Source organism: Raoultella sp. (assembly GCF_039594335.1).
GTDB lineage: Bacteria > Pseudomonadota > Gammaproteobacteria > Enterobacterales > Enterobacteriaceae > Klebsiella.
Window position 1 is genome coordinate 1 of record NZ_JBCNNS010000047.1, and the last position, 23,641, is coordinate 23,641.

Sequence of the window (23,641 nt, forward strand, 5' to 3'; positions counted from 1 at the left end):
TTGGAGGAGAAGTATTACGCGAAGGGAAAATGTCTGGACCTATTATTGATGAGGTAACAGGCGCCAGGGGAGCTGATGTACGAATGGCTTTGCTTGAACTGGCTGGTATGAAAATTGAATTATTGCAATACAATAATATTGAACAGCCAGAAGCGCCTTCAGCCCCCTACATCCCGGGCTACGCGCATCTTGCGTTTATGGTCGAGAATCTTGATACGCTCCTGAGCAAAATATCGGACTACGGCTGGAAGACGCCAGGGACACCTCAGACAGTCTCGTCAGGACCCATGCAGGGAACCAGAGTAATATATGTACAAAGCCCCGACGGGCAGACGCTTGAATTGATGGAAGGTAGGCAATGAAGGACATACGTTATGACCTGTTACTTTCTTATTAAACAGTGATGTTTGCGAAGTCTGCTCCTGGCACAGAGCTGCCAAACGCAACATCTGATACTTTGAGCTTAACCAGACCAGCAAATTTCTTTTTCCCGTTGTAAAAGGTGGCCTCAGAAATGCCCGTCTTTCTGCAGACTTCCCCGACGCGGGTGCCGGTTTCGGCCTGTTTCAGCGCAAACGCAATCTGTTCTTCGGTTTTCATGGCAATAAGCCTCTCTGTGAGCGGGAAGAAAGATCGGAGACTTCAGTTTAGACTGGTCCTGTTTTCCGGGAGGAGATCAGCCGCATTTCTCGCTTCACTGCCTGGTCGTTACCCTCACTGCGGACGCACACTCACCAGATCTCCCAACATATTTCTACCGAAGTAGCGCGAGTCCGTCGTGGTGTCCGAGTTGCTTACTCACCGGGAGTCACGCAAAGCCCGTGGCGAGCAACCAAAGTAACTTTTAAAAAGGCGATTAAAGCTACTGATGTTTCTGAAGCCGTGGTTGTAGGCGATATCGCTGATTTTTTGCCGGGCCTGAGACGTGTTTTCTATGTCCGAACGACAGCGCTCAAGCCGTCGTAAGCGCATCCAGCGAGCGACAGACGTTCCTTCGCGCTCGAACAACTTGTTAAGATAGCGAACACTCACGTAATGCGCCTGGGCTATGACCTCTGGCGTTAACGTTTCATCATCAAGGTGATTGTCGATGAAGCCCTGTACCCGCCGAAGAGTGGAAGAAACGTAGCGACTCTGGTTCGCTTGAGGCACCGTTCGATCGGGCGAGGCAAGGGCCAGACTAAGGAGATCGAGCAAGTGATTGGCAATGCGGTTTGCCTCGGCCGGACGGAGTTGGGGCGCCTCGTCCAGCGCCGCACGCAGCATATTGCTTGCAACATGACCAATACCGCACCCACCGTCGATGCGTTGGGCGAGTACCTCGGTCACTGCAGTTAGCCTGCCTTCAAGACGGTGCCTGGGAACGCCTATCCACAGAGCGTCAAATCCCTGCAATACCTCAATGGCGTACTCACGAGTGCTGTCGAAGATGGCCATATCTCCAGGTCTCAGAAACGCCTGGCCAGTGCCTTGGGTGAGGGTCACACTGCCGCTAATCAGCAATCCAATGACGAAGTCATTTTTGGTCGAGGCCTGAATTAATCGCTGGGAACGCACGGCGCGGTGAGCACCTCCGCGTGTGATCGCTCGGATAAAAACCATCTCCCCGAAGGGGTAGCGATACATGCGCCCAATAGGCGGTTTTGCCTCGAGCTGCTCCACTTCGAGCTCGACAAAGATGGAGCCGAGCGAGGCAGCCCAAGCGGCGGAGTCGCCGCTCACCGGGATCATTTCGTCTGAACGTTTTGGTGCGCGCAACTTCACTGAAAGCTCCCAGCTCAACTCCTCTTCCCAGGATTGTGAAGGGTTCGGGGCTTCGAGTCAATTTGGCGGCGCAACAGCAAATATGAGCCAGCAGTAACTACCTGATAGATAATTTTTTGGCGAAGCACCCGTTCTTGCTTGTCGACACCTTGTCGCCAGTCGGCGACTGCCAGTTCCTAAATTGCAAATATATTGGGCCGCCAGTGCAAAGACACGATGTCGGCAAGCAGGCATACTTGCAGCCATCGAAACAAACCGCCTCGTGGCCGGAGTGGCGGCGTGCTCGGATAAACGAGCGAGATAATCTCTTGATCGGTCGACAGACCATACGGACGCGCAGGCTGATAACGGACAGCCTCGGCGTTGCATCGCCAACTTTATGAGGAAATTGATTATGTCATTGGCAGAGCCAACGGGGACTTACGAGCGGACTGACATTGCCTTCAGAACAGACGATGGCATCACTCTGCGCGGCTGGCACTTTCTTCCTGCATCGGTGAAAGAGGGGCTGCAACCGCTTATCATCATGCACCATGGTTTCAGTGCGGTGAAGGAAGGTTATCCGGAGCACTTCTTCGAGGAATATTTTGCAGCAGCCGGCTTCGGTGTGTTGACCTACGACCCACGAAGCCTGGGAGAGAGCGGCGGACGTATTCGGCAGGAAATCGATCCCTTCCTGCAAGTCACCGATTTCCGGGATGCAATTTCCTTTGCGCTGACTTTGCCGGGCGTCGACCCTGAACGCGTCGGCGTATGGAGCGCCAGCTATGGCGGCGGAACTGCCATTCAAGCTCTGGCAATGGACCAGAGAGTGCATTGTCTGGTCAGCACCGTGCCTTTCCTCAGTGGAGGCGTCATCTGGAATATGCTGCCTGCGGAAGTACGTCAGAACATGTTGCGGCTGTTCGAAACCGACCGCCAGCAACGGGCTGCCGGCCAGGCACCGCAAACTGTTGTCATTGCCGCCGAAGACCCTTCCCGAACTCCATGCATCCTTCCCACGAAGAAATCCTGGGAATGGTGTATGCGAGTTGCGGCTGTAGCACCAAACTGGAAGAATGAAGTAACAGTGCGCAGTCTGGAATCCCAATTTGGCTTCGAGCCGATGGCTTATATCAGCAGGATAACGCCGAAGTCGCTCCTTCTGATCGGTGCCGAAAACGATGACCTGATCCCCGTCGCTCTGACGCGGGAAGCCTTCGAACGTGCGCGTTGTCCGGACAAGGACCTCGTTATTTTTCCTTGCGATCATTACTCGTGCTACACAGATTACTTTTTTCAGACAGCCAAGGCTTCACTCGACTGGTTCGACAAGCACCTTCGGCCCGCTGTCTGAAGGTCGAAGCGGGAGCGCTCCTCAGTTTTTCTGAACTTTCAGGTTGTAGCCGAAGGTATGGAGATGGCTGAGCCGCAGGCATTTCTGCCCGATCCCGGCGGCGATACTCTTCAGGATTATCTGTTGGCGCTTCCCATGCTGGTGGAGGCAGTGATGACCTTGTCAGAGCTCGGTAAGGTGTCAAATGGTAAAACCGCGGCGCCGGATGCAATGGCACTCATCTGAACGGCTGTCCCTGTTATAAGCTGCCGGCCAATCTTTGGTCCAGTCCAACGAGCCTAACAGCAAAGAGTTGATGCCGCGCGCCTGGTCGATTTTTTCCGCGACCTTGAAGGCGGCGGCATCAGATCTTCACGGGTTAAGGGACGGTCAAGTGCCGGAAAGTCACGTGCCACCCCGGTTATTTGGGTAAAGCGGATAATGTCGCTGTTGGTGCGAAAGGGTCGGCGATGTTGGAATTCATCCATGCTGAACTCAATGCGATGGCCAGAGCACCAGCCAGTACGGAAAGTCCGCGTGAAGCGACCACCGCAGTCCCCCTGCAGGCAATCCCCCCCAGAAAGGTAATGACATTGGCAGATAACATTGTGGACAGCTCCAGCGCAGCCAGCTCTTCCGCTGTCACCTGAACCAGGCTTTTCCCCCAGTACCTTCATCAACAGCGCGAGTTCAATGGTTTCGGTAGCACTTTTCGGTCTGTAGTTCACCTCAAGCTGGTCACCGACATCGACGAGAATTTCCCGATAGATCACCCCTTGCCCCGGCCGTCCCTGACTCGCCAGAATATTTGCGCCGTAACGCTGAAGCTCAGCGGCTATCCGTTGCCGGTAACGGCGATGGTTTGGTGCCAGCAGGCGGTACTCTGGGGACTGGCCAGACCTGCTGTCCAGCGGGTGTCACCGTCGCGTGAGTCAGGGGTCAGAATGGAAACCAGCAGTTGCAGCTGTTTATTGTTGCTCTTGCCCAGCAAATGCAAATCAGAGTCATTATCGTAAAGCAGGAAAAGGGCCTGATATCTATGGGGGTAAGCTTCGCCACGATGATGGTCGTATAAATCAGAATCGAGCATGTTCTCCAAATGACAAAAAAGGAGTTTAATTTGAGGATTAAGCGATTTGAGAGTGGCCTGCTCTGGCATCCCCGTAACGCCTGAGAGGGGGGCTAGATAGGACTGCTCACGCCTTTCCGGGCCCTATTTCCCCCCGGGTGGAACCGGACCCCTCTGAACTACAGCGATCGGCTGAGAATCGAAAAGAGGGGATCTGTTCGTATTGGGTGTTCCCATTTTATGTTCATGATGGCTTGAGCAATCCTAAGACGTCCACCCAACTGGCATTAATGATGATTCTGCGTGGTGTTAACGGTGGCAACATTTAAAAAGAAGAGGTGAGGCCATGATTACGGATTACCTGTTTATGTCTTATGTTGCGGTCGTTTCCTGCTGGCCCATCACCTTGATCCTGTTGTTGCTTGCCATAATGTTGTTATTGCATGCTGAGCGTAAGGTGTTGATAGTGGTTATCATCGTCTTTATGGGGGGGCTGGCTTTTGCTGCCTGGCAGTTGGGTCAGCAATACATACCTTCAATGCTGTCCGGTGGGACTGCATGGCTATCTGAGTAGCTCTCTATATGGGATAAGAGCCAGTAATCTTATCCATGATTTCTGTCCTCCCTCGTCAACCTTAATGTATTCAGCACCCATTGTGTCTACGGAAGCCCTCTGTTGAGGAGTGCAATCGAGTCCGGGTACCGACCATCGCCAGAGAGCGCAGGGCGCTGTTGGGCGGTATTCTGGTGATGAGAGTGGTAAGGAGAAGCAAGACTCATTTTTTTGCTCACTGTACTGCGTTTGTGGGGCTTGGGTATTTCAGCGCCACTTCTGGCGCGTCGGCCTGGCACTTGCCAGATGTTGCCATCAGGTACGCTTCGAGAAATTAACCACGACCGCAAGGCTCAACCCGGCATATCAAACAGAGACTCAACGAGTATTTGATATCAAATGGTTGGCTGTCAGTTTAATGTATTTCCGTGCAAGCAAAATAATCAGCGTTAAAATTCTATTGATGCCACGTACAAGAAAATTTGGTTAATATGAGCGGCGCAGCGAGAACGGGCGCAGTTGGTGATGATCAGTAGCAGGAAGATCCCTAACAGGCGATATTCGGATAACAATCTCTGTAAGCTGAACCATAACCGCGCTCGCAAAAATATAGACCATCTGGCGGAGATATGCCAGTTCGTAAGGCACCAGCAGATAATTATCAAAAAACCATGCCAGTGCGCTGACCAGCGTCAGGACGAAGGTTGTCGCAAACGACATGCCTGTTGCCATCTCTGGTTTCCCTGAGGCGCCCATAAACGGGTATAGCCCAAGGAAACGGGACAGGACAAAATTGTTAACCCGTGCCGCGCTGATAAATAATATTCTGAATTCTTGCACGGTTAAACCAGTGTTTTTGACCTGTTTATTTACCTAATACCGGTTATCATTTCTTGTCTCGACCATGAAAGACTTAAGGAAACTGGCTTTTGTACAACATGGTTAGATTCGTTATTGTGGCGCGTATCAACGCGTCATCTGCTGCCGAAAACTCAACATCTACCCTGAGCGGATTATCTGGTTTCAGATGACGGAAACACCCGCGCGCACAGGAAATCGACGATAGCCCGAACTTTTGGAGAGGGGTGCCTGCTGGCGGGCCAGAGCATGTGAAAGACGCCAGTATGTTCCACGCGATCGGCCAGAACGGTGCACAACCGTCCATTTGCCAGCTGTTCTCTTATTGAGAATTCCGGCAGACAGGCGATTCCCAGACCTTGAAGAGCAAAGCACACCCGTGTCTCAATGTTGTTGCAGATCATTGAGGTGGGGAGCTGCAGATCGGGTTCTCCCGGCGCTTGCCGCAGCGCCCACGGCTCCAGTTTACCGCTGTTGGGAAAGCGGTAGTGCAGGCAACTGTGATCCAGCAGATCGGCGGGCACTTTAGGTATACCTCGTCGCGTCAGGTAATCGGGCGAGGCGACCAGCATTGAGCGGAAGATGCCCAGCTTTCGCGCGGACAGGCGCGAGTCCGTCGGATTTCCCGTTCTGACCACAACGTCGAATCCCTCTTCGATCACATCGACCAGTCGATCGGTGAAGTCCAGATCCAGCTCGATGGCCGGGTATTCGCGCATGAACTCGCCAAGCACCGGTAGCACCAGCGAGCTGACCAAGGGCAGGCTGACCCGCAACCGGCCTCGCGGCGCTGCCGTCGCCTGCGATAGCTCCAGTTCCGCGGCTTCTATCTCGGCAAGAATGCGGCGGCTGCGCTCCAGGAACAGTGTGCCTTCGGCCGTCAGGGTGACGCTGCGTGTGCTACGGTGAAACAGGCGCACGCCAAGCTTCTCTTCCAGCCGCGCCACGCTTTTGCCGATTGCTGATGCCGAGACGCCCAGCAGTCGGCTGGCCGCGACGAAGCTGCGTGTTTCGGCGACCCGGACGAACACCACGAAGCCGTTCAGGTTGTCCACTTCATACCTCCATTACGGACAAACAGTTCCGCTAAGAAAGGAACTGTACCCTACTTTTTCTTTAATAGCTGCGTTTCTATCATGACGGGAATGTCCACTGATGAAAGGAATTTCTCATGTCTGTTCCCGCTATGTCTCTGCGCGCAGGCGTCCCGCTTGCTCATCTGTCCGCCCGCATTCAGGCCGCTGTTCAGAAGGCGCTGGATGAACGCCGTCTGGTCGGCGCGGTGGTCCTGGTGGCCCGCGACGGCGTGCTTCTTCACCGCCAGGCCGCTGGCTGGGCCGATCGTGAAAGCCGTCGGGCAATGACCGCGGATGCGGTCTTCCGTCTGGCATCGGTGAGCAAGACTGTCGTCTCTACGGCGGCGCTGGTGCTGGTGGCTCAAGGTCGGCTTAATCTGGATGATGACCTCGAACGTTGGTTACCTGAGTTCAGGCCTCTGTTGGCCGACGGTCAGCCTGCGCGGATCGCCGTATGGCAATTGCTGAGTCACACGGCAGGGCTGGGCTATCGATTCTTTGAGGCTGATACCAATGGCCCCTATGCGCGGGCTGGCGTGTCGGACGGCATGGATATGTCTGGTATTAGCCTGGCGGAGAACCTGCGCCGTATCGCCAGCGTACCGTTGTTGTACGAACCAGGCACCCGCTGGGGTTATTCACTGGCAACCGATGTGTTGGGCGCCTTGATCGAACGGGTGTATGGCGAACCGCTTGATGTCGCCGTACGTCAGCTCGTCACCGGTCCGTTGGCGATGGCGGATACCGGCTTTATCGCGCGGGATGCACAGCGCGTGGCGACCGCTTACGTGAACGATGCGCCTCAACCGCATCCGCTGGCGGAAGGTGAAATCGTTTCACCCTTCGAAGAGGTGGTCGGCATTCCCTATAGCCCTGCACGCATCTTCAGTCCGCAGGCATTTCTGTCGGGGGGGGCGGGCATGGCGGGAACGGCCGAAGACTTTATGCGCCTGCTGGAAGCCCTGCGTCAGGAGCGTGGTGCGATTTTGCCCAACGACTTGATTGCCGAAATGGCGCGCGATCGGACGCCGAATATGGATCTGCCTAATGTACCGGGCTTCGGTTTTGGACTGGGATTTTCGGTTCTGCGCGATCCGAGGCTGGCCGCTTCGCCTGAATCAGAAGGCACCTGGCGTTGGGGAGGTGCCTATGGTCACTCGTGGTTCGTGGATCGCGCGTTGGGGCTTAGCGTCGTCGCTTTCACTAACACTTTATACGAAGGCATGTCGGGCCGCTTCGTCACCGATCTGCGCGATGCGGTCTACGGCGCCCTGGAGGATGAACGATGAATTCGACGATGTGCGAACGCATGCCCGTCGCATCGTTGCTGGCGCTGGCGCTGGCGGCTTTCATTACCATCCTGACTGAAGCGCTGCCGGCTGGCCTGTTGCCCCAAATGGCGCAAGGACTGGCCGTCTCCGAAGCATGGGTCGGCCAGACGATCACGGTCTATGCCATCGGCTCTCTGGTGGCCGCCATTCCGCTGACCGCCGCTACTCAAGGGGTTCGTCGCCGGCCGTTGCTGCTGGCCGCCATTGCGGGTTTCGCCATCGCCAACTTGGTGACGACGCTTTCCACCAGCTATGCGCTGACGATAGCGGCACGCTTCCTGGCAGGCGTTGCGGCGGGGCTGTTGTGGGCACTGCTGGCGGGCTATGCGGCGCGGATGGTGTCTGAATCTCAAAGGGGCCGCGCCATCGCTATCGCAATGGTGGGCACGCCGCTGGCGCTCTCTCTGGGGGTGCCTGCCGGTACTTTGCTCGGCCATTTGCTGGGGTGGCGCATGTGTTTTGGCATCATGGGTGTGATGGCGCTAATGCTGATGGTCTGGCTGAGACTGCGAGTGCCGGACTTTGCCGGGCAGCCCGTGGGCAAACGTTTCTCGTTGCGGCAGGTGTTTACCCTGCCGGGTATTCGCCCGGTGTTGTTCGTCGTACTGGCCTTTATTCTCGCACATAACATCCTTTATACCTACATTGCGCCATTTCTGGTGATGGCGGGAATGGAGGAGCGCACGGATTTGGTGCTGCTGGTTTTTGGAATGACCTCGTTATCCAGCCTCTGGATCGTCGGCGTGTTGATCGACCGGCACCTGCGCACGCTGACCCTGGCAAGCACGGGCTTATTCGGGCTGGCGGCGTTGCTGCTGGGGACGGCAGGTAACGATCCTATCGCGGTCTATGCAGCGGCGGGAGTGTGGGGAGTGGCTTTCGGCGGGGCGGCGACCTTGTTTCAGACCGCGCTGGCGAGGAGTGCAGGCGAGGCTGCCGATGTGGCACAGTCGATGCTGGTTACCGCCTGGAACGCTGCCATTGCCAGTGGCGGGATTGTTGGCGGCTTGCTGTTGGAGAGCCTCGGCGTAAGGGCATTCTCTCCCGTACTCCTGGGGCTATTGCTGGCTGCGCTGCTGGTAGCATGGTCTGCCAGATGTCACGGTTTTCCCGCTTCAGAGGCATGAGATGGGATAGAAACGCGCGAACTTGATGATGTAAATTCCACACCCTGTCGCTCCCTTCATTCGCGCAGATATCCCTCATGACCTCTAAACGAGACTTGGATCAATGCGACCTCATGATGAAAGCTGCATAAATCAGTTGCTACTGTAGTTTCCAGAGGCTAAAAAGAGCTAACGCTGGCGTGAGTCAGGCATTAACGATCCGAAATTAAAAAAGGAAGAGGAAGAGGGAATGAGGCGTTTTTTTCTTAATGCATTTACCGCCGGTGTGTTTGTTATCGCCAGCTCAGGTATTCAGGCTGCGTCCTCTCCTGTTTCAGATACGACGCCACAGATGGCTTATGAAGATATCTCTCGTTCCTTACCTGAGCTGGAACCTATCACGTTTCAGGCCGGTGCGGAAAAACATAAGCTATTAGTTTTTATCGATAACCAATGTTTTTATTGCAGTTATGTCGTTAAAAATATTAAAAAATACAATGATGCAGGACTGACAATGTCATTTCTGACGGTGGCGCCGTCATCCATCAAGGACTCGGTCATTGAAGATATGGGGCGAGTCTGGTGTGCATCCGATCGTCAGAAAAGCCTTCAGAATGCAATGGCCGGTTTTTTGCCGGATAACGATAGCGCAGAAAAATGTAAAAATCTGGTGATGAAACAATCGGAGCTTGCTGACCGACTGGGGGTGAGGGTGACGCCAGTCATGGTGGTGCTGGATCGCTCAGTACACACTTTCATTGGCAGTGTTTCTCCGGAGAAAATTCTCTCTGAACTTCAGTAAACTTTTTAGCAGGCGACCAGCCGCGCTAAGCTTCAGATCCGGTCTGGTCGCGAAGATGCTTTAATAGGTGGCTCTTACGCACAGCTATTGTCCGGAATGCGTCCTGGTTAGCTGTACCATCTCTTTCTCTAAACGGTCGAGGCAGTCAGCGCGGACATCCGTCGGTGATGCTGCTCCCGTCAGGGTCATCGTCACCTTCATATCTTCAGCATACAGGCGTAGCAGGTGTGTGACGCCAGCTTCTCCTGCCGTCGCCAGCGCATAAATATAGGAACGCCCCAGCAGTACCCCTTTAGCGCCAAGGGCAAGCATCCGGATAACGTCCACCCCGGAACGCACCCCAGAATCGACGAGAATTGTGAGATCATCACCGATGGCATCCACCACCCGGGGCAGTGCTCTGGCCGTTGGGATTGCGCCATCAAGCTGCCTGCCCCCGTGATTAGAAACCACGATGCCATCAGCGCCCAGTCGGACGGCATCCCTGGCATCTTCAGGGTCAAGGATGCCCTTGATAATCAACTTCCCTTTCCAACTGTCGCGTATCCACTCCAGATCGTGCCACGCAATGGAGGGGTCGAAGTTATTGCTTATAAACCCCATATAGTCGTCCATCGTCATCTTGTGTCCGGTGTAGGCTTCAATATTGCCAAACGACAGGGGCCTGCCAGCCAGTCCAACGTCTACGGCCCAGTGGGGATGGGTACAGGCCTGCAGATACTGTCTCAGGGTGGCGCGGGGTCCGGACATGCCCGAACGATTATCGCGATAGCGTGAGCCGGGGATGGGCATATCGACGGTGAACACCAGCGTTTTCATGCCTGCGGCCCATGAGCGTTCCAGGGCATTGCGCATGTAACCGCGATCTTTAAGCACGTACAGTTGTGACCAGAGCTCACCGGAGGCATGCTGTGCAACTTCTTCAATCGAGCACACCGATACCGTGGAAAGAGTATAAGGAATACCGATGTTGGTTGCCGCGCGTGCCGCTTTGACTTCACCGCGGCGTGCATACATGCCAGTGGCTCCGACAGGGCCCAGCGCGACCGGCATTGCCCAGGATGTTCCAAGGATATCAGTCGCCAGCGTCGGGTCGCCAACACCGCAAAGCACCCGCTGACGAAGCGCAATTGAGGATAGTTCAGCGGAGTTCGCGTGCATGGTATTTTCTGCTACGGCGCCGCCGTCAATATAATCAAACAGAAATCGTGGAAGACGATGACGGGCGGCCTCACGATAATCGGCAGGTGCTGAAACTATCATTTTTCTTTCCTTATGTATTTTAACTAAGTTGATGTTCTGCAGGCAGAAAGACTATAGGCCTAATGAAATGAGGGGGAAAATGAAATTTTAGAATTCCCTTCATGCAGAAAGGGAATAACCTGTTTTTTTTAACGCTGTTGATTTTCCTGATGAAATATTTTGGTAAAAAGGTATTCATTCGCCGGCAGCAATATTTGCTAGTGAAATAACAACCTCGCGCTTGGGTTTTACTCCACGATTGTGTATTGTCCGGACGACATCCTACTTTCAACTTCGCTACCCATAATGAAAGGTGACCTTTTATCGGGTTGTTTAACAATGACGTTAATGGGGACAATGCTGAGCGTCCTCATTATATTAATGGATCAGGAATATGCTGGTTTGAACGCCTTCATGCATGAAGCCGTTCAAACATGCTAAAGGGTAGAAAATATGACTCTGCGTTCATTACAGGCATTGTGTCTGACGAGTTTTTTTATTGCCGATGTTCGTGATGGACTTGGACCTTTTCTGGGGATTTTTCTGACGCAACATCACTGGCAACCGGATGATATCGGGTTGTTGATGACTGCGGGGGGCGTGGCAGGATTGCTGGCGACGCTGCCCGCAGGGTTCATCACCGATGCTTCGCAGAACAAGCGTCTGGTGCTGGCACTGCTCTGTGTCATGATTACCGGAAGCACTTTCTTGCTCTGGTTTAGTCAGGGAAACGGCGTGGTCGCAGTCTCGCAAATCGTCAGCGGTATATGCGCTGCTTTTGTCGGTCCGCTTATCACCGGCATTACGCTAGGTCTGACGGGACAAAACGGCTTCAGTGCGCAGATGGGCAAAAATGAGGCGTTCAACCACGCGGGAAATTTCTTCACCGCATTGGTTGCCGGAGGGATCGCCTGGCGCTGGGGAATTGGCGGTATTTTCATCTTAATGGCCTGTACGATGTTATTGACGCTTGTTGCCCTGTTGGCTATACGTCGCGGCGATATCGACAACCATGCGGCGCGCGGACTGGAGTTGACGGATACCCCGCAGATCCCCGACTTCTCGGTGCTAACCAAAAACACGGCGCTGTTGATTACCGGATTGACGCTACTGCTGTTTCATCTGGCAAATGCGGCACTGCTGCCTATGCTCAGCATGAGAATTGCTTCCGCTCCCGGAGCCATCAACCCCGGCCTGTACGCCGCGGCCACGGTGATTATTTCTCAGGCGGTTATGATCCCGGTGGCAATCTGGACCGCCGGACGAATCGATAAATATGGGTACTGGCGACTGATTATGCTGGCGCTGCTGATTATGCCGGTTCGTGCGGCTCTGGCGGCAAGCACCGCGGCACCGTTGATGATGGTGCCGGTACAAATACTGGATGGATTAGCGGCCGGTGTGTTGGGCGTGGTGGTGCCGAGTTTCATTGTGGCACTGCTGCGCGGAAGCGGACATGTTAATGCCGGTCAGAGTGTGGTGATGCTGATGCAGGGGGCCGGCGCGGCCATGAGCCCGGCTCTGACAGGGATGATTGCGGGTCATTACTCGTTCGCCGTGGCATTCAGCGTCCTGAGTGTCATCGCCCTGGCAGCGCTGATTATCTGGTGGCGAAATGCGCCGACGCTCTGCGCATCTTCATGATCACAACGTCATACGATGGTTCCCGGAAGTGGGGAGCCCGTGTTCGAACCGCCCGGCGCTGTTCTGCCTCCGGGCGGCATCAATCCTGGCCTGTCCCTGAGCGCCGGGGGAGCAAGCCGCATCCCGGCACCGTTAAGGCTATCGGTGGTCTTTCCCGACGCCAACGTCAGCTGATGCACAGTACTATCAGCGCCACCGTTGCCGGGAGTGCCTGCACATAGAGTATTTTCCGACTGGCGGTTGCGGCGCCGAACAGTCCGGCAATCACCACACAGACAAGAAAGAACGCTTTAAACTCAAATCCGCTCTCCGGACTCCAGAGTCCCCACAGCAAACCGGCAGCCAGAAAACCGTTATACAGGCCCTGATTGGCTGCCATCACCCGGGTCTCGCGGGCAAAGTTTGCGCTGAGGCCGAATGCCTTGCGTCCGGTCTTACTCTCCCACAAAAACATTTCCAGGATCAGTATGTAGATATGGATGGCGGCGACGACAAATATAAGTGTATTGGCTAACACGGCAGTCCTTATTCAAGTTAGAGTACAGAGAACCCGGGTAAAACCCGCTTTTTATCGCGTATTTTACTGTTTATATCAAAGAATAGCCGTATCACCCTGGCTATGTTGGAAATTCGGCCTGGAGAATGTCTTCAGGGTGACCATGCGTTGGCTGTTGAGGGGAATTTACAGGATGGGAACGAAACCGTTAATACTTTCTTTGGATGGACAAGAGGCCATCCCTCTGAATACGGTGTCCGGGACGCTGGGCCACCTCGGTATTGATCTCCGCGCGCTCGCGAATTCAGGAATGTGCAGTTTTGATCCGGGCTTCAGCAATACCGCCGGGTGTGAGTCTGCCATCTCCTATATCGATACTGAGAATAGCGTCCTGCTGCACCGTGGTTATCCGGTGGATCAGCTTGCCAGGCAGTGTGAATTCCTGGAAGTGGCATATATCATACTGCACGGAGAGGCGCCTGATGAGGAGAGTTATCAGGCCTTCCGGGAAAATATTACCCGCCATACTCTGGTGCATGAGCAGATGTCGAAAATGTGCAGCGGATTTCGTCGCGACTCCCATCCCATGGCGCTGATGTGTGCTATGGTGGGCGCGCTGGCTGCTTTCTATCACGATGTGCTGGATGTCGAAAACCCCGAGCACCGTGCGCTGGCCGCCACCCGTTTGCTTTCCAAAATGCCCACGCTTGCAGCGATGAGCTATAAGTTCTCCATCGAGCAACCTTCGGTCTACCCGAGAAACGACCTCTCTTATGCCGGGAATTTCCTGCATATGTTGTTTGCGATTCCTGCGGAAAAGTACCAGGTGAACCCGGTTATTGAGCAGGCGTTGAACCAGATTATGGTGCTTCACGCCGATCACGGACAGTGCGCGTCGACTACGACGGTACGCGCGGCCGGCTCCTCCGGGGCGAATCTCTTTGCCTGCGTGGCGGCCGGTCTGGCATCGATGTGGGGGCCAAGGCACGGCGGAGCCAACGAGGCCAGTATGCAAATGCTGGGGGATATTGAAAGCGTCGAACAGGTCCCGGAGTTTATCAGTAAGGTGAAAAGGGATCCTTTGGCTTTCCGCCGGCTGGGCTTTGGCAACTCGCGCTACAAATATCTCGATCCCCGGGCGGCCATTCTGCGCGATACCTGTCATAAGGTGCTGGCGGAACTGGGAATGTCGGACCAACTGCTTCAGGTGGCAATGGCTCTGGAAGAGGTGGCGCTCAACGATCCCTACTTTGTTGAGAATGGACTTTCGCCGAGTGTCGATTTCTATACCGCCGTGATCCTGAAAGCGATGGGATTACCTTCGTCGATGTTCGTCGTCATGACCGCAGTGGGACGAACGCTGGGTTGGGTCGCGCACTGGAATGAAATGCACGAGTCGCCGCTGAAGATTTACCGCCCGCGCCAGATTTACACCGGAGAAGCGGCGCGGGATTACGTTTCGCGTCGTGGGATAAAATAAGCGCATACCCGGTCCGGTGATGCAAGCCATCGCCGGACTTTTCATTGGCGAGGCAGGACAAGGAGCGGTCAGCCGGAAATGCGTTATGCTATTGGAGACGCAGCCGGTGGCGGCAAGAGATAGCGAAGAGGTGCTGGCCTTTACAGGAAGATTAACTGGCGATGAAGTTTATATATCCGTGTTATCCGGATTATTTGAAACGGCAATCCATAACAGGGACAGGGAAAATAAAGCCAGCGCGGCGACGGAACCGATAATTCCGAGATAAATGAATAATGTTATCAACATAGTGTGACCTTCGGTGTGGTTAATCTGTATCGGTTATATTTTTTTGCAATCAATCGGTAAGCGCTTTTCCAGAACATCAATCGCCATCTGCAAGAGGAGGCTTTCGTCGGCCAGCTCTGTTTGGTTTTCGGGCTTTTCAGCCGTCCCACAGGCATACCGCTTCTGATAACGACAAGCACAGCGTTCCCGATAATCGCTCTGACCGGCAGTCGCTGGGCTGGGTACCCGTCAAGAATGTCTTCTGATGCCATAAAAAATCCTTACCAGGGACAGAGTACCACAAAATAAGTGTGAAATGAGGCGGTAGCAGGAATCAGCTACTGATTAATTTGTCAGTAACGGTAAGCATGCGCATCGTTTTACTGGCAAAAAAATACTGTCAAAAAACGGTAAAAAAATAATGCTTGCCAATTACTGATTTACATGCGTTAATGGTTTCAACGGTTTGAGTCTTAAAAATTATCTGCAACAGTTTCTGGAATTTTCTCATCGCATTTATCTTCTGATATCTCCTTTTGGGTATTTTTCTCTCCGATAAATTTTTTTTGCAGACCAGATATGCCCAAGGGCAAGTAAAAAAACGAACAACATATCTTAGACAATCACTAAAAAAGTAGTGATTAAGTGAGTGAAAAACCTCAGGTTAATCATGCTGAAAACGGTCGCTAAAGAAAGCGTATTCTTTGCGTTTGCGTGCTGTTTAGAACGGTGATTTCTGCACTATCCTTGAAAACCACAAATGAGTTTTCACCAGAGTATAATCTCTAATCCCTGCGGTAGTGAATGTTGTCACATATAAAGGTTAACATTATGACTGAATACATTCATTTCAGATGCCCATGTTGTCATGGGTCACAATACAGAACATCGAATTACGATGTAACAGAAAAAAATCCTTTTGGCGCAAAATGTATCTTTTGTAAAACATCAATGATTACATTTGATAATATTGCGCCTTACATTTCCAACGGCATCGCGACAATGGCGTTCCGGAAATAACGAAGGGGCTAACGGATCCCCATAAATAAAGACGGGTATAGACGGTTGTGATCAACTTAGTGTTGCACCAAAAAGTAAGGCCACTCCTCTATATCTGCTTCACAAGTTTGGCATAAATTTTCAACCAGCCCCCTGACTCGTTTCATCAGTCCCGCAAAAACGCCCTGTTTGATAGGATAGTGACCTGCAAGCGACGCTTCTCTTTCCTTCACTCGTATCGACTTCTACCTGCCAGGAGCGGCACAACTGACCGAAGCCACGGCGATCGTAACGAGAAGGGCTAAGGGTTTGGCCTCACGGGACCCCTCCGCCTACAACCTCGTAATTCAGGCGACGAGCGTCTGCGGACCGTTTTTCTGCAGATGCTGCCACTCCGCAAGTCCGGCACCCGCAGCGTCGGTAATAACGAGATCTATTTCTGGTACCTGAGCGTAAATCACCCGACTGGTGACGCCGATTTTGCTATGGTCGGCGAGAATAATGCACGTTTTAGCGCACTTCACCATCGCGCTGGCGACGGCCGCTTCGTGATGGGCAAAGCTGCTGGCGCCGTCGCGGGCGGTGACGCCCACCGGTGACAGCAGGGCGACATCGGCGCGGTAGCGGTGGATTTCGCTGATGGTCAGATCGCCGCTGGTGGCCTGTAGTGACGGGCCCATATGGCCACCTAGCAGGATAACTTCATGCTTAAGCGTCATCTCTCCGCCGCTGAGCTTGAGAGCCACGTTGAGGCTATTGGTAATAATAATCATGCCTGGCATTGACAGCAGCTCGTCCGCCAGCAGGGTAGTCGTGCTGCCGGCGTCGATAAACAGCGTCTGCCCCGGCGTCAACTGCTGCACTGCTGCTCTGGCGATATCGCGTTTCTCTTTCGCGCGCACCGTATTGCGCACCGATAGCGGTGGCTCGGCCTCCTGAGCGATGGAGGCGATCCCGCCGTGCACCCGCCGCAGCACGCCCATCGCTTCGAGCTTCAACACATCCCGGCGCACCGTCTCGCGGGAGACGCCGAGATGCTGGATAACTTGCTCGGTGCTGACCCGATTGAGGGTGGAGAGCAGCGCGCAGATGCGGTGAAGGCGGGTCTCTTCTAACATGAATAAGGGTTCTCTATTGGCGCTTGCCGGTTAACAGGTTTAGGAGCAGCGCCATTATAGCGACAATCCCCATAATGCACGTAGAAAAAGCCGCCGCCTGGGAGGTAAAGCCCGCCTCGTCGAGGCGCATTACCGTTACCGCGCCAAGCGGTAGCGAGGGTGTGACGAGGAAAATTACCGCCGAGAGCGTCACCATCGAGCGCATAAACAGGAACATCGCCACCGAGATAAGCGTCACCCGCATCGCCGGCAGGTAGACGTCACGTATAATACGTACCACCCCACCGCCGAGCACGTTAGTGGCATCTTCCATCGAACCCGGCACGTGGCGCATGCCCATCATCATGGTGGTGAACCCCTGAGTGTGGTAGTGGTAATAGTTACACAGCGCCACCAGTAGCGCGGTGCCGTAGAGCATACCCCAGGGCAGGTCGGCGCTGTTAAAGGTAAAGACGTAGGCCAGCCCCAGTACCAGCCCGGGTACGCCCACGGGCAGCGCGCTAAGCAGTGTGGCAAAGTCGGCGGCTCGCCCTGGCTGGCGGCGAATGCCGAAGGTGAGCAGGAACAGCAGCAGCGTGCCGACACTGGCCGCCAGTGCCGAGATCCCGATAGAGGTCCACAGCGGCGTGTAGCCTCCCGCCAGATCAATATTGTAATGCTTGAGTGTCAGGTCCAGGCGGTAGGGCCAAAGTCGGATCAGGCTGGCCATCACCACTGTGGCGATGGTGGCGACAATGGCCAGAGAAATCAGCATGTTCAGCAGCCAGAACAGAATATCACGCCCGCGCTGCGGCGCCGGAACGTAGGGCAGAGCCGAGGCGGTGCCGATCATTTTCTGCCGCCGGGCCGCCGCCCGCTCGATCCAGATCGCTGCTGCTGCCGGCAGCAGCAGCAGAATGCCGACCACCGCCCCCATACCAAATTTCATCTGCCCACTGACCTGGCTGTAAATCTCCGTCGCCAGCACCGGGAAGTCGCCACCGATCACCACTGCGTTACCGAAATCGGTAATGGTAATCGTGAACACCACGAACCCGGCACTGAGCAAGCCAAAGCGCACGCCTGGCAGGGTAATATCGAGAAACTGTCTCCAGCCGCTGGCCCCCAGCACGCTGGCCGCCTCATACTGGCGGGCGTCGCTATGGCGCAGAGCGGCCTGAATTATCAGTACCGCCTGCGGCAGGGCGTATAGCACGTCGGCAATCAGCAGGCCGTGAAAGCCGTAAATATCTAGCCTCACCCCCAGAATATTGCCGATGATGCCGTTGCGCCCGAGCAGAAAAATCAGTCCCAGCCCCAGCACCAGAGAAGGAGCCAGCACCGGCAGCGCGGTAGCGAACGTGATAAAGCGCTTCGCAGGCATCATGGTAAACTGCAGGCCGTAAGCGACGATAAAACCCAGCAGCAGGGTAATAACCGTGGTTGCGATACCCAGCAGCAGGCTGTTGCCGAGCGCCCGCCAGACACCGGGGGCGTCAAACAGCGTCACGTAGTTAGCGAGGCCGACGGCGCCGCTGCGGTCGTCCACCAGACTGTGCCAGAGGATGCTGAGCATTGGCCCGCCGAAGAAGGCCAGCAGCGCCAGCAGCGGCAGCCAGAGGCAGAGGCGGGAGAGCCAGCGGTCAGCCGTCGATTGCGGAGGAAGAAGTGATTTGCTCATGCCTGCACCCATGCGCAGTCCTGCGCAGCAAAAGAAAGATTAACCCGGTCGCCTGCTGCCAGCCCTACGGCGCTGCTGGTTTCCACCAGCAGCGGCTGAGATCGCCACAGCACCTGCACTCGCTGAATGCTACCGAGGAAGCTGGTGCTTACCACCATCCCTTCCGCGTCCGGCGCCTGGTGAATGCCGATGCGCTCCGGGCGGATAAACAGCTCTGCGTCCTCCGGCTGACCGCCTGCGAGCAAGTCCGGCATCCATTGCTGCACCACCGCCTGCGGTAGCAGGTTGCTGTGGCCCATAAATTCGGCCACAAATCGGGTACGCGGCGCGGTGTATAGCTCCCGCGGGCTTCCCTCCTGCATAATGCCCCCTTTCTGCATGCAGACGATTTTATCCGCCATGCTCATCGCCTCCTCCTGATCGTGAGTCACCATCAACGTCGGAATGCCGAGGCGTTGCTGTACCTCGCGTAGCTCCTGGCGCAGTCCGGCCCGCACCCGCGCGTCCAGCGCGGAGAGCGGTTCGTCGAGCAGCAGCAGGGAGGGACTGACCGCCAGCGCTCGGGCGATAGCCACCCGCTGCTGCTGGCCCCCCGAGAGCTGGGCCGGGTAGCGATGAGCGAAGCCGGCGAGCTTTACCGTCTCCAGCAGATCGCTGACCCGGGCCTCGATTTCAGCAACTGGCGTGTTGCGAATTTTCAGGCCATAACCGATGTTCTGGGCAATGGTCATATGCGGAAACAGCGAATAGGACTGAAAGACAATGCCAAACCCGCGATCGCGGGCCGGGACGTTGACCAGATCCCGGCCGTCGAGGCTGATTTTGCCGCCGTCAGCCCCCAGCAGACCGGCGATAATGCGTAGCAACGTTGTCTTGCCACAGCCGCTGGGGCCGAGCAGACAGACAAACTCCGCCTTATCGACTGACAGGTTGATGCGATCCAGCGCAACGTAGCCGTCAAAAGTTTTGTAGAGATTTTCGATTACCAGAGCCATAGCGTCCTTCTCCTGCTTAACGACCGATTGTTTTCTGCCAGGTGGCGAGAATGGCATCGCGCTCTTTGGCGCTTTTGGCGAAGTCCACCGGATAGAGCACCTTAGAGAGGTCCGCTGGCAGACCTGCAGCCTTCGCTGCCTGTGATTGCGGCACGCCCGGAATGGTGACAATCTCTTTGTATTTGGTGTACTGGGTGGCGGCGTTAGCGGAGAGCGTCCAGTCGAGGAAGCGTTTAGCGTCGGCCTTATTTTTTGACGCCGACATCAGGCCGGAGGCCTCCAGTTCGTAGCCAGCACCGTCTTTCGGGATCACCATCTCAACCGGATAGCCCTCTTCAATGGACTGCATCGCGGCAAAGGCCAGCGAAACGCCAATTGCATACTCACCGGTGCGCGCAGCTTTACATGGACGGGAGCCAGACTTGGTGTACTGGGCGATATTGCCGTCCAGCGACTTCAGAAACGCCCAGCCTTTCTCATCACCCTTCGACTGCAGCAGAGCCGCAATCTGCAGATAGCCGGTGCCGGACGAGACCGGGTTCGGCATCACCACCTCGCCTTTATAAACAGGATTGGTCAGATCCTGCCAGGTCTTCGGTACCGGCAGATTCTTTGCCTTCAGCGCCTCGGTGTTAACGCAGAACGCCGCCATATAGCCGGTGGTGGCAAACCACCGATGGTCAGGCGCGCGGTAGGTGGCGTCAAGTTTGTCGCTACCTTTTGCGGCGTAGGGCTCCAGCAGCCCCTCAATACGCGGGTCCAGCACATTGGTCAGCGCCCATCCCCAGATAACGTCGTTCTGTGGATTTTTAGCCTCGGCAAGAATGCGCGGGCCCAGATCCCCGGTAGAGAGGCGCAGCACGTTGATGGTCAGATCCGGCATATCCTTTTTCGCACTCTCGATGTAGTCCTTAATCTCATCCTCTTCCAGCGAGGTATACACGGTAATGGTGCCCGCATGCGCCGCTCCGGCGAGCGTTGCGAGAGCACAGGCGGCCATCAGGCTGGTACGGCGAAATGAAAAACGTTTCATTGAACTCCCCTTAATGTGGTCAAGAGTGGTGGTGCGCTACGCCTTTCGCCGCGAGTGAGCTTGTTTGTGCATTCACTGATCATCGGCGTCAGCAGGAATGTGTCTTTGTGTAATTATGTGCAGTTTCTGTGCCAACAGATTATTGATGTGTGCAAATAAAAAAATAACCATAAAAAACATTAAATTATAAAAAATAGTGGTGAGTTTTACTTTTATTAGCAGGAATTATGTGGGTTTTTTTGCACTTTTTTGGCGTTTTAATTTCACTATTTAAGTGCAATAAAATGTATTTGTGTATTTTGTTGCATTTTGGTGGGGGTCGTGTGTAGGCTATAGCCTGTGTGCTTAACCAGCGAGTCAACCGAAACCGGGAGTTATCATGGCGACACGTTCCACCATCATGGATACCAACAGCTTTCGCGCAGAGCATGCGGAGGCGCTGGATGCTCAGACGCGCAGACTGACCGACAGGCGCGATCAGCTGCTGGGCGAGTCCTACCGTCTGTTTTATCGTAATCCGGTGCATCTGGTGCGCGGAAAAGGGCAGTATCTCTGGGATGCTGCGGGAGAGAAATACCTCGACGTCTATAACAACGTTGCCAGTATCGGCCACTGCCATCCGGCGGTGATTGCCGCTGTGCACGAGCAAATGAGCCAGCTCAACACCCACACCCGCTATCTGCACGAGCGCATCCTCGACTACACCGCCGACCTGCTGACCACTGTGCCTGACGCGATCAATAAAGCGATGTATATGTGCACCGGCTCCGAAGCCAACGACCTGGCGATCCGCATTGCCAAAGCCTGGAGCGGCGGCACCGGGATTATCGTCAGCCAGGAAGCCTATCACGGCACCAGCGAGCTGACCTCTGGCGCCTCCCCGGCGCTCGGCAGCGGCCAGCCGCTAGCGCCCACCACCCGGCTGGTGCTGCCGCCGGACCGTTATCGGGTGGACGCCCCCGATCTCGGTGCCTGGTGGGCACAGGAGATCCAGAAGCAGATCGATGACATGGCTGCCCACGGCATCAAGTTCGCTGGTCTGCTGGTGGACTCGATCTTCTCCTCCGATGGTGTACTGCCCGGTCCACAGGGCTTCCTGAAGCCCGCGCTTGATGTGGTGCACGCCAACGGCGGGATCTTTATTGCCGACGAAGTGCAGCCGGGTTTTGCCCGTACCGGTGACAGCTTCTGGGGCTTTGGCCGCCATGGCATCGTGCCGGACGTGGTGACGCTGGGAAAACCGATGGGCAACGGCATCCCGGTCTCCGGGCTGCTGGCGAAAGCCGAGGTACTGGCCGCCTTCAGTGATGATATTCCCTACTTCAACACCTTTGGCGGCAACCCTGTGTCGATGGCCGCGGCCCAGGCCGTACTACAGGTTATTCGCGAAGAGAAGCTGCAGGAGCACAGCCTTAAAGTCGGCGAGCAGCTACGTAACGAGCTGGCGCTGCTGGCAGATCGCCACCCGAGCGTCGGCGACGTGCGCGGCGCCGGGCTGTTTACCGGCTTCGAGCTGGTGAGCAATCGTGAGAACAAAACGCCGGACAAGGCGTTGGCGTTGGATGTTATCGAACGTTTGCGCGCCGAGCGGGTGTTGACCTCCGTGGCCGGGCCCTACGGCAACGTGCTGAAGTTGCGTCCGCCGCTGGCGTTCCAGACCGAGGATATCGACTGGCTGGTGGGATCGCTGGATAAAGTGCTGACGGCCTGCGCGGCAAAATAAACCGTGAAGCTGATGTACTGGAAAAACGGGTTCTGTCGCATTCGGTGTGTGAACAGGTCATTGATCCTACCCACCCACAGTGGACGCGGGACTCAGTGAGTAAACTCTCAATTAGAGGTGACTCACATGAGCAACACGGCATTAGCCAGTCATAGGTCCCGTAAGCATGAACTGACCCTGCAACCGTAGAGAAATCCTGTCCTCATGACGAGGCCTGTTCAAAGGCCTCGGGACAGATGTCACCGGGCCAGGTTATGCCCGGGAAATATGACGGGCGAAGAGATCGATAACGACAGCCAGATACAGCCAGCCCTGCCAGGTACGGAGATAGGTAATAGTGGCGGTCCAGATCTGATTGGCCCGGATTACGGTAAACTGCCGCTGTACGCGATTTAACATCAGCGGGATGCAAAACGCGGCGGGAAAAATGTTGTCATCGCGCCGTGATGAGCGGTCGTCTGCGGCAAGATGAGCCAGGTTTTATGCCGCGCCGACAGGGGAAACCGCGTGATTTAATGGGTGAAGATCTGGTGAGCGCCTATAATTTAAAGGCGTGTGTTGCTACTCGAGGTAAAGTTGTATGATTACGCACCCGGAAGTTCGGCGCTGGGCATCGGTCATGCTGACCTCCGCTTTACGCGGAGAGATGTCCCAGGAGGAAATATTGAAGCAGGTTCATATGATTTGTGAGAATCATGGTTCAGCGTGTCTGGAAGATGTTATCGATGAGATTTTAATTGAAGCGGGCCGTATTGGCTCAGGGCATAGCGACGGCACGTTTTATCGACATTGATCCTGAACATTAAAAGGCTATTGTGAAAGTTCCTTTTGCATCGGAGATGGTCAGCTCTTTTCTTTCTGCCGCCCACACCATCTCCTGATTCTTAGAGCTAAAATAAGACCCGCAGATAATTTTCTCTTCGCCAAAATCAAATGTGATCTCAACAGGATGAACGGTGATGTCAATCATATAGAGATGGCCATCGACATAACCTTTTACGCTGGCGGTGACCTGTTTTCCAATCCCGATATCGGTACGACAATTTTGCGCGTGGATTGTTGAGGTTTCAGTCATTTCTTATCTCTTGTTTGTCTGTAATCATTCGATAT

General features: G+C 55.0%; 26 protein-coding genes and 2 pseudogenes. 14 read left to right on the forward strand and 14 right to left on the reverse strand.

Annotated features, from left to right (window positions below; genetic code table 11):
* Window positions 1–362: VOC family protein (locus ACZAHD_RS10570; RefSeq protein WP_462456727.1), on the forward strand; the 362-nt coding region annotated here is incomplete at its 5' end.
* Window positions 363–468: 106 nt separating this feature from the next.
* Here the strand turns inward: ACZAHD_RS10570 and ACZAHD_RS10575 are convergent.
* Together ACZAHD_RS10575 and ACZAHD_RS10580 are read right to left on the reverse strand one after the other, a co-directional pair.
* A pseudogene (locus tag ACZAHD_RS10575) lies at window positions 469–600 on the reverse strand (transposase); the annotation flags it as partial.
* A 198-nt stretch (window positions 601–798) separates the two neighbouring features.
* Window positions 799–1,782 carry an AraC-like ligand-binding domain-containing protein gene (locus tag ACZAHD_RS10580; protein ID WP_462456728.1) on the reverse strand — a complete coding sequence of 328 codons (984 nt, stop codon included), beginning with the start codon at window positions 1,780–1,782 and terminating at the stop codon, window positions 799–801.
* A gap of 376 nt (window positions 1,783–2,158) precedes the next feature.
* On the opposite strand from ACZAHD_RS10580, the gene ACZAHD_RS10585 reads away from it, so the two are divergent.
* From ACZAHD_RS10585 to ACZAHD_RS10595, 3 genes are all read left to right on the forward strand, one after another.
* Window positions 2,159–3,100, forward strand: a complete 942-nt coding sequence (locus ACZAHD_RS10585) for an alpha/beta hydrolase (RefSeq protein WP_462456729.1) — start codon at window positions 2,159–2,161, stop codon at window positions 3,098–3,100.
* Between the two features lie 63 nt (window positions 3,101–3,163).
* Window positions 3,164–3,325 carry a hypothetical protein gene (locus tag ACZAHD_RS10590; protein WP_462456730.1) on the forward strand — a complete coding sequence of 54 codons (162 nt, stop codon included), beginning with the start codon at window positions 3,164–3,166 and terminating at the stop codon, window positions 3,323–3,325.
* A gap of 224 nt (window positions 3,326–3,549) precedes the next feature.
* Window positions 3,550–3,729, forward strand: coding sequence for a hypothetical protein (locus ACZAHD_RS10595; RefSeq protein ID WP_462456731.1), 180 nt, complete (start codon window positions 3,550–3,552; stop codon window positions 3,727–3,729).
* A gap of 185 nt (window positions 3,730–3,914) precedes the next feature.
* Here ACZAHD_RS10595 and ACZAHD_RS10600 read toward each other — a convergent pair whose 3' ends face one another.
* On the reverse strand, window positions 3,915–4,238 hold the full coding sequence (locus ACZAHD_RS10600; protein WP_462456732.1) for a hypothetical protein: 324 nt from the start codon (window positions 4,236–4,238) through the stop codon (window positions 3,915–3,917).
* Window positions 4,239–4,494: 256 nt separating this feature from the next.
* Between ACZAHD_RS10600 and ACZAHD_RS10605 the strand changes: the two genes are divergently transcribed.
* Complete coding sequence (locus ACZAHD_RS10605) at window positions 4,495–4,722, forward strand: hypothetical protein (RefSeq protein ID WP_462456733.1); 228 nt, start codon at window positions 4,495–4,497, stop codon at window positions 4,720–4,722.
* A gap of 465 nt (window positions 4,723–5,187) precedes the next feature.
* Here the strand turns inward: ACZAHD_RS10605 and ACZAHD_RS10610 are convergent, their stop codons facing one another.
* Together ACZAHD_RS10610 and ACZAHD_RS10615 are read right to left on the reverse strand one after the other, a co-directional pair.
* Window positions 5,188–5,541 carry an Rnf-Nqr domain containing protein gene (locus ACZAHD_RS10610; RefSeq protein WP_462456734.1) on the reverse strand — a complete coding sequence of 118 codons (354 nt, stop codon included), beginning with the start codon at window positions 5,539–5,541 and terminating at the stop codon, window positions 5,188–5,190.
* Between the two features lie 173 nt (window positions 5,542–5,714).
* Complete coding sequence (locus ACZAHD_RS10615) at window positions 5,715–6,614, reverse strand: LysR family transcriptional regulator (protein WP_462456735.1); 900 nt, start codon at window positions 6,612–6,614, stop codon at window positions 5,715–5,717.
* Window positions 6,615–6,730: 116 nt separating this feature from the next.
* Here ACZAHD_RS10615 and ACZAHD_RS10620 point away from each other — a divergent pair, with 116 nt between their 5' ends.
* From ACZAHD_RS10620 to ACZAHD_RS10630, 3 genes are all read left to right on the forward strand, one after another.
* On the forward strand, window positions 6,731–7,924 hold the full coding sequence (locus ACZAHD_RS10620; protein ID WP_462456736.1) for a serine hydrolase domain-containing protein: 1,194 nt from the start codon (window positions 6,731–6,733) through the stop codon (window positions 7,922–7,924).
* The gene (locus ACZAHD_RS10625) at window positions 7,921–9,093 is read left to right on the forward strand and encodes an MFS transporter (protein WP_462456737.1); all 1,173 of its coding nucleotides are present in this window, start codon (window positions 7,921–7,923) and stop codon (window positions 9,091–9,093) included. Before ACZAHD_RS10620 ends, ACZAHD_RS10625 begins: the two co-directional genes overlap by 4 nt.
* A gap of 229 nt (window positions 9,094–9,322) precedes the next feature.
* Complete coding sequence (locus ACZAHD_RS10630) at window positions 9,323–9,874, forward strand: thioredoxin fold domain-containing protein (protein WP_462456738.1); 552 nt, start codon at window positions 9,323–9,325, stop codon at window positions 9,872–9,874.
* Between the two features lie 84 nt (window positions 9,875–9,958).
* Here ACZAHD_RS10630 and lldD read toward each other — a convergent pair whose 3' ends face one another.
* A complete protein-coding gene (gene lldD / locus ACZAHD_RS10635; protein ID WP_462456739.1) occupies window positions 9,959–11,137 on the reverse strand; it encodes an FMN-dependent L-lactate dehydrogenase LldD in 1,179 nt (392 codons plus the stop codon).
* A 432-nt stretch (window positions 11,138–11,569) separates the two neighbouring features.
* Here lldD and ACZAHD_RS10640 point away from each other — a divergent pair, with 432 nt between their 5' ends.
* Together ACZAHD_RS10640 and ACZAHD_RS10645 are read left to right on the forward strand one after the other, a co-directional pair.
* Window positions 11,570–12,760, forward strand: coding sequence for an MFS transporter (locus tag ACZAHD_RS10640; RefSeq protein WP_462456740.1), 1,191 nt, complete (start codon window positions 11,570–11,572; stop codon window positions 12,758–12,760).
* 39 nt (window positions 12,761–12,799) lie between these two features.
* A complete protein-coding gene (locus tag ACZAHD_RS10645; RefSeq protein WP_462456741.1) occupies window positions 12,800–12,934 on the forward strand; it encodes a hypothetical protein in 135 nt (44 codons plus the stop codon).
* Here ACZAHD_RS10645 and ACZAHD_RS10650 read toward each other — a convergent pair.
* Window positions 12,927–13,277, reverse strand: coding sequence for a DUF1304 domain-containing protein (locus ACZAHD_RS10650; protein WP_462456742.1), 351 nt, complete (start codon window positions 13,275–13,277; stop codon window positions 12,927–12,929). The genes ACZAHD_RS10645 and ACZAHD_RS10650 overlap by 8 nt on opposite strands.
* 172 nt (window positions 13,278–13,449) lie before the next feature.
* Between ACZAHD_RS10650 and ACZAHD_RS10655 the strand changes: the two genes are divergently transcribed.
* Complete coding sequence (locus tag ACZAHD_RS10655) at window positions 13,450–14,736, forward strand: citrate synthase (protein ID WP_462456743.1); 1,287 nt, start codon at window positions 13,450–13,452, stop codon at window positions 14,734–14,736.
* A gap of 168 nt (window positions 14,737–14,904) precedes the next feature.
* On the opposite strand, the gene ACZAHD_RS10660 is transcribed toward ACZAHD_RS10655, so the two are convergent.
* On the reverse strand, window positions 14,905–15,024 hold the full coding sequence (locus ACZAHD_RS10660; RefSeq protein WP_462456744.1) for a YnaM/YnfT family protein: 120 nt from the start codon (window positions 15,022–15,024) through the stop codon (window positions 14,905–14,907).
* 810 nt (window positions 15,025–15,834) lie between these two features.
* On the opposite strand from ACZAHD_RS10660, the gene ymcF reads away from it, so the two are divergent.
* On the forward strand, window positions 15,835–16,023 hold the full coding sequence (gene ymcF / locus ACZAHD_RS10665) for a cold shock small protein YmcF (RefSeq protein ID WP_462456745.1): 189 nt from the start codon (window positions 15,835–15,837) through the stop codon (window positions 16,021–16,023).
* Window positions 16,024–16,349: 326 nt separating this feature from the next.
* On the opposite strand, the gene ACZAHD_RS10670 is transcribed toward ymcF, so the two are convergent.
* Genes ACZAHD_RS10670 through ACZAHD_RS10685 form a run of 4 tightly spaced genes read right to left on the reverse strand, consistent with a single transcriptional unit; the run spans window position 16,350 to window position 20,808 of the window.
* Window positions 16,350–17,120: a DeoR/GlpR family DNA-binding transcription regulator gene (locus ACZAHD_RS10670; protein WP_462456746.1), complete on the reverse strand. Its 771-nt coding sequence runs from the start codon at window positions 17,118–17,120 to the stop codon at window positions 16,350–16,352.
* Window positions 17,121–17,133: 13 nt separating this feature from the next.
* Window positions 17,134–18,780, reverse strand: coding sequence for an ABC transporter permease subunit (locus ACZAHD_RS10675; RefSeq protein WP_462456747.1), 1,647 nt, complete (start codon window positions 18,778–18,780; stop codon window positions 17,134–17,136).
* Window positions 18,777–19,775 carry an ABC transporter ATP-binding protein gene (locus tag ACZAHD_RS10680; RefSeq protein ID WP_462456748.1) on the reverse strand — a complete coding sequence of 333 codons (999 nt, stop codon included), beginning with the start codon at window positions 19,773–19,775 and terminating at the stop codon, window positions 18,777–18,779. Before ACZAHD_RS10680 ends, ACZAHD_RS10675 begins: the two co-directional genes overlap by 4 nt.
* Before the next feature lie 16 nt (window positions 19,776–19,791).
* A complete protein-coding gene (locus ACZAHD_RS10685; RefSeq protein WP_462456749.1) occupies window positions 19,792–20,808 on the reverse strand; it encodes an ABC transporter substrate-binding protein in 1,017 nt (338 codons plus the stop codon).
* A 379-nt stretch (window positions 20,809–21,187) separates the two neighbouring features.
* Between ACZAHD_RS10685 and ACZAHD_RS10690 the strand changes: the two genes are divergently transcribed.
* Window positions 21,188–22,531, forward strand: coding sequence for an aspartate aminotransferase family protein (locus tag ACZAHD_RS10690; protein ID WP_462456750.1), 1,344 nt, complete (start codon window positions 21,188–21,190; stop codon window positions 22,529–22,531).
* Window positions 22,532–22,795: 264 nt separating this feature from the next.
* Here the strand turns inward: ACZAHD_RS10690 and ACZAHD_RS10695 are convergent.
* A pseudogene (locus ACZAHD_RS10695) lies at window positions 22,796–22,924 on the reverse strand (IS3 family transposase); the annotation flags it as partial.
* 187 nt (window positions 22,925–23,111) lie between these two features.
* Here ACZAHD_RS10695 and ACZAHD_RS10700 point away from each other — a divergent pair.
* Window positions 23,112–23,324, forward strand: a complete 213-nt coding sequence (locus ACZAHD_RS10700; protein WP_004858906.1) for a hypothetical protein — start codon at window positions 23,112–23,114, stop codon at window positions 23,322–23,324.
* A gap of 9 nt (window positions 23,325–23,333) precedes the next feature.
* Here ACZAHD_RS10700 and ACZAHD_RS10705 read toward each other — a convergent pair whose 3' ends face one another.
* Window positions 23,334–23,606 (reverse strand): hypothetical protein, encoded by a 273-nt coding sequence (locus ACZAHD_RS10705; RefSeq protein WP_462456751.1) that lies wholly within the window; start codon window positions 23,604–23,606, stop codon window positions 23,334–23,336.
* Between the last annotated feature and the right edge of the window lie 35 nt (window positions 23,607–23,641).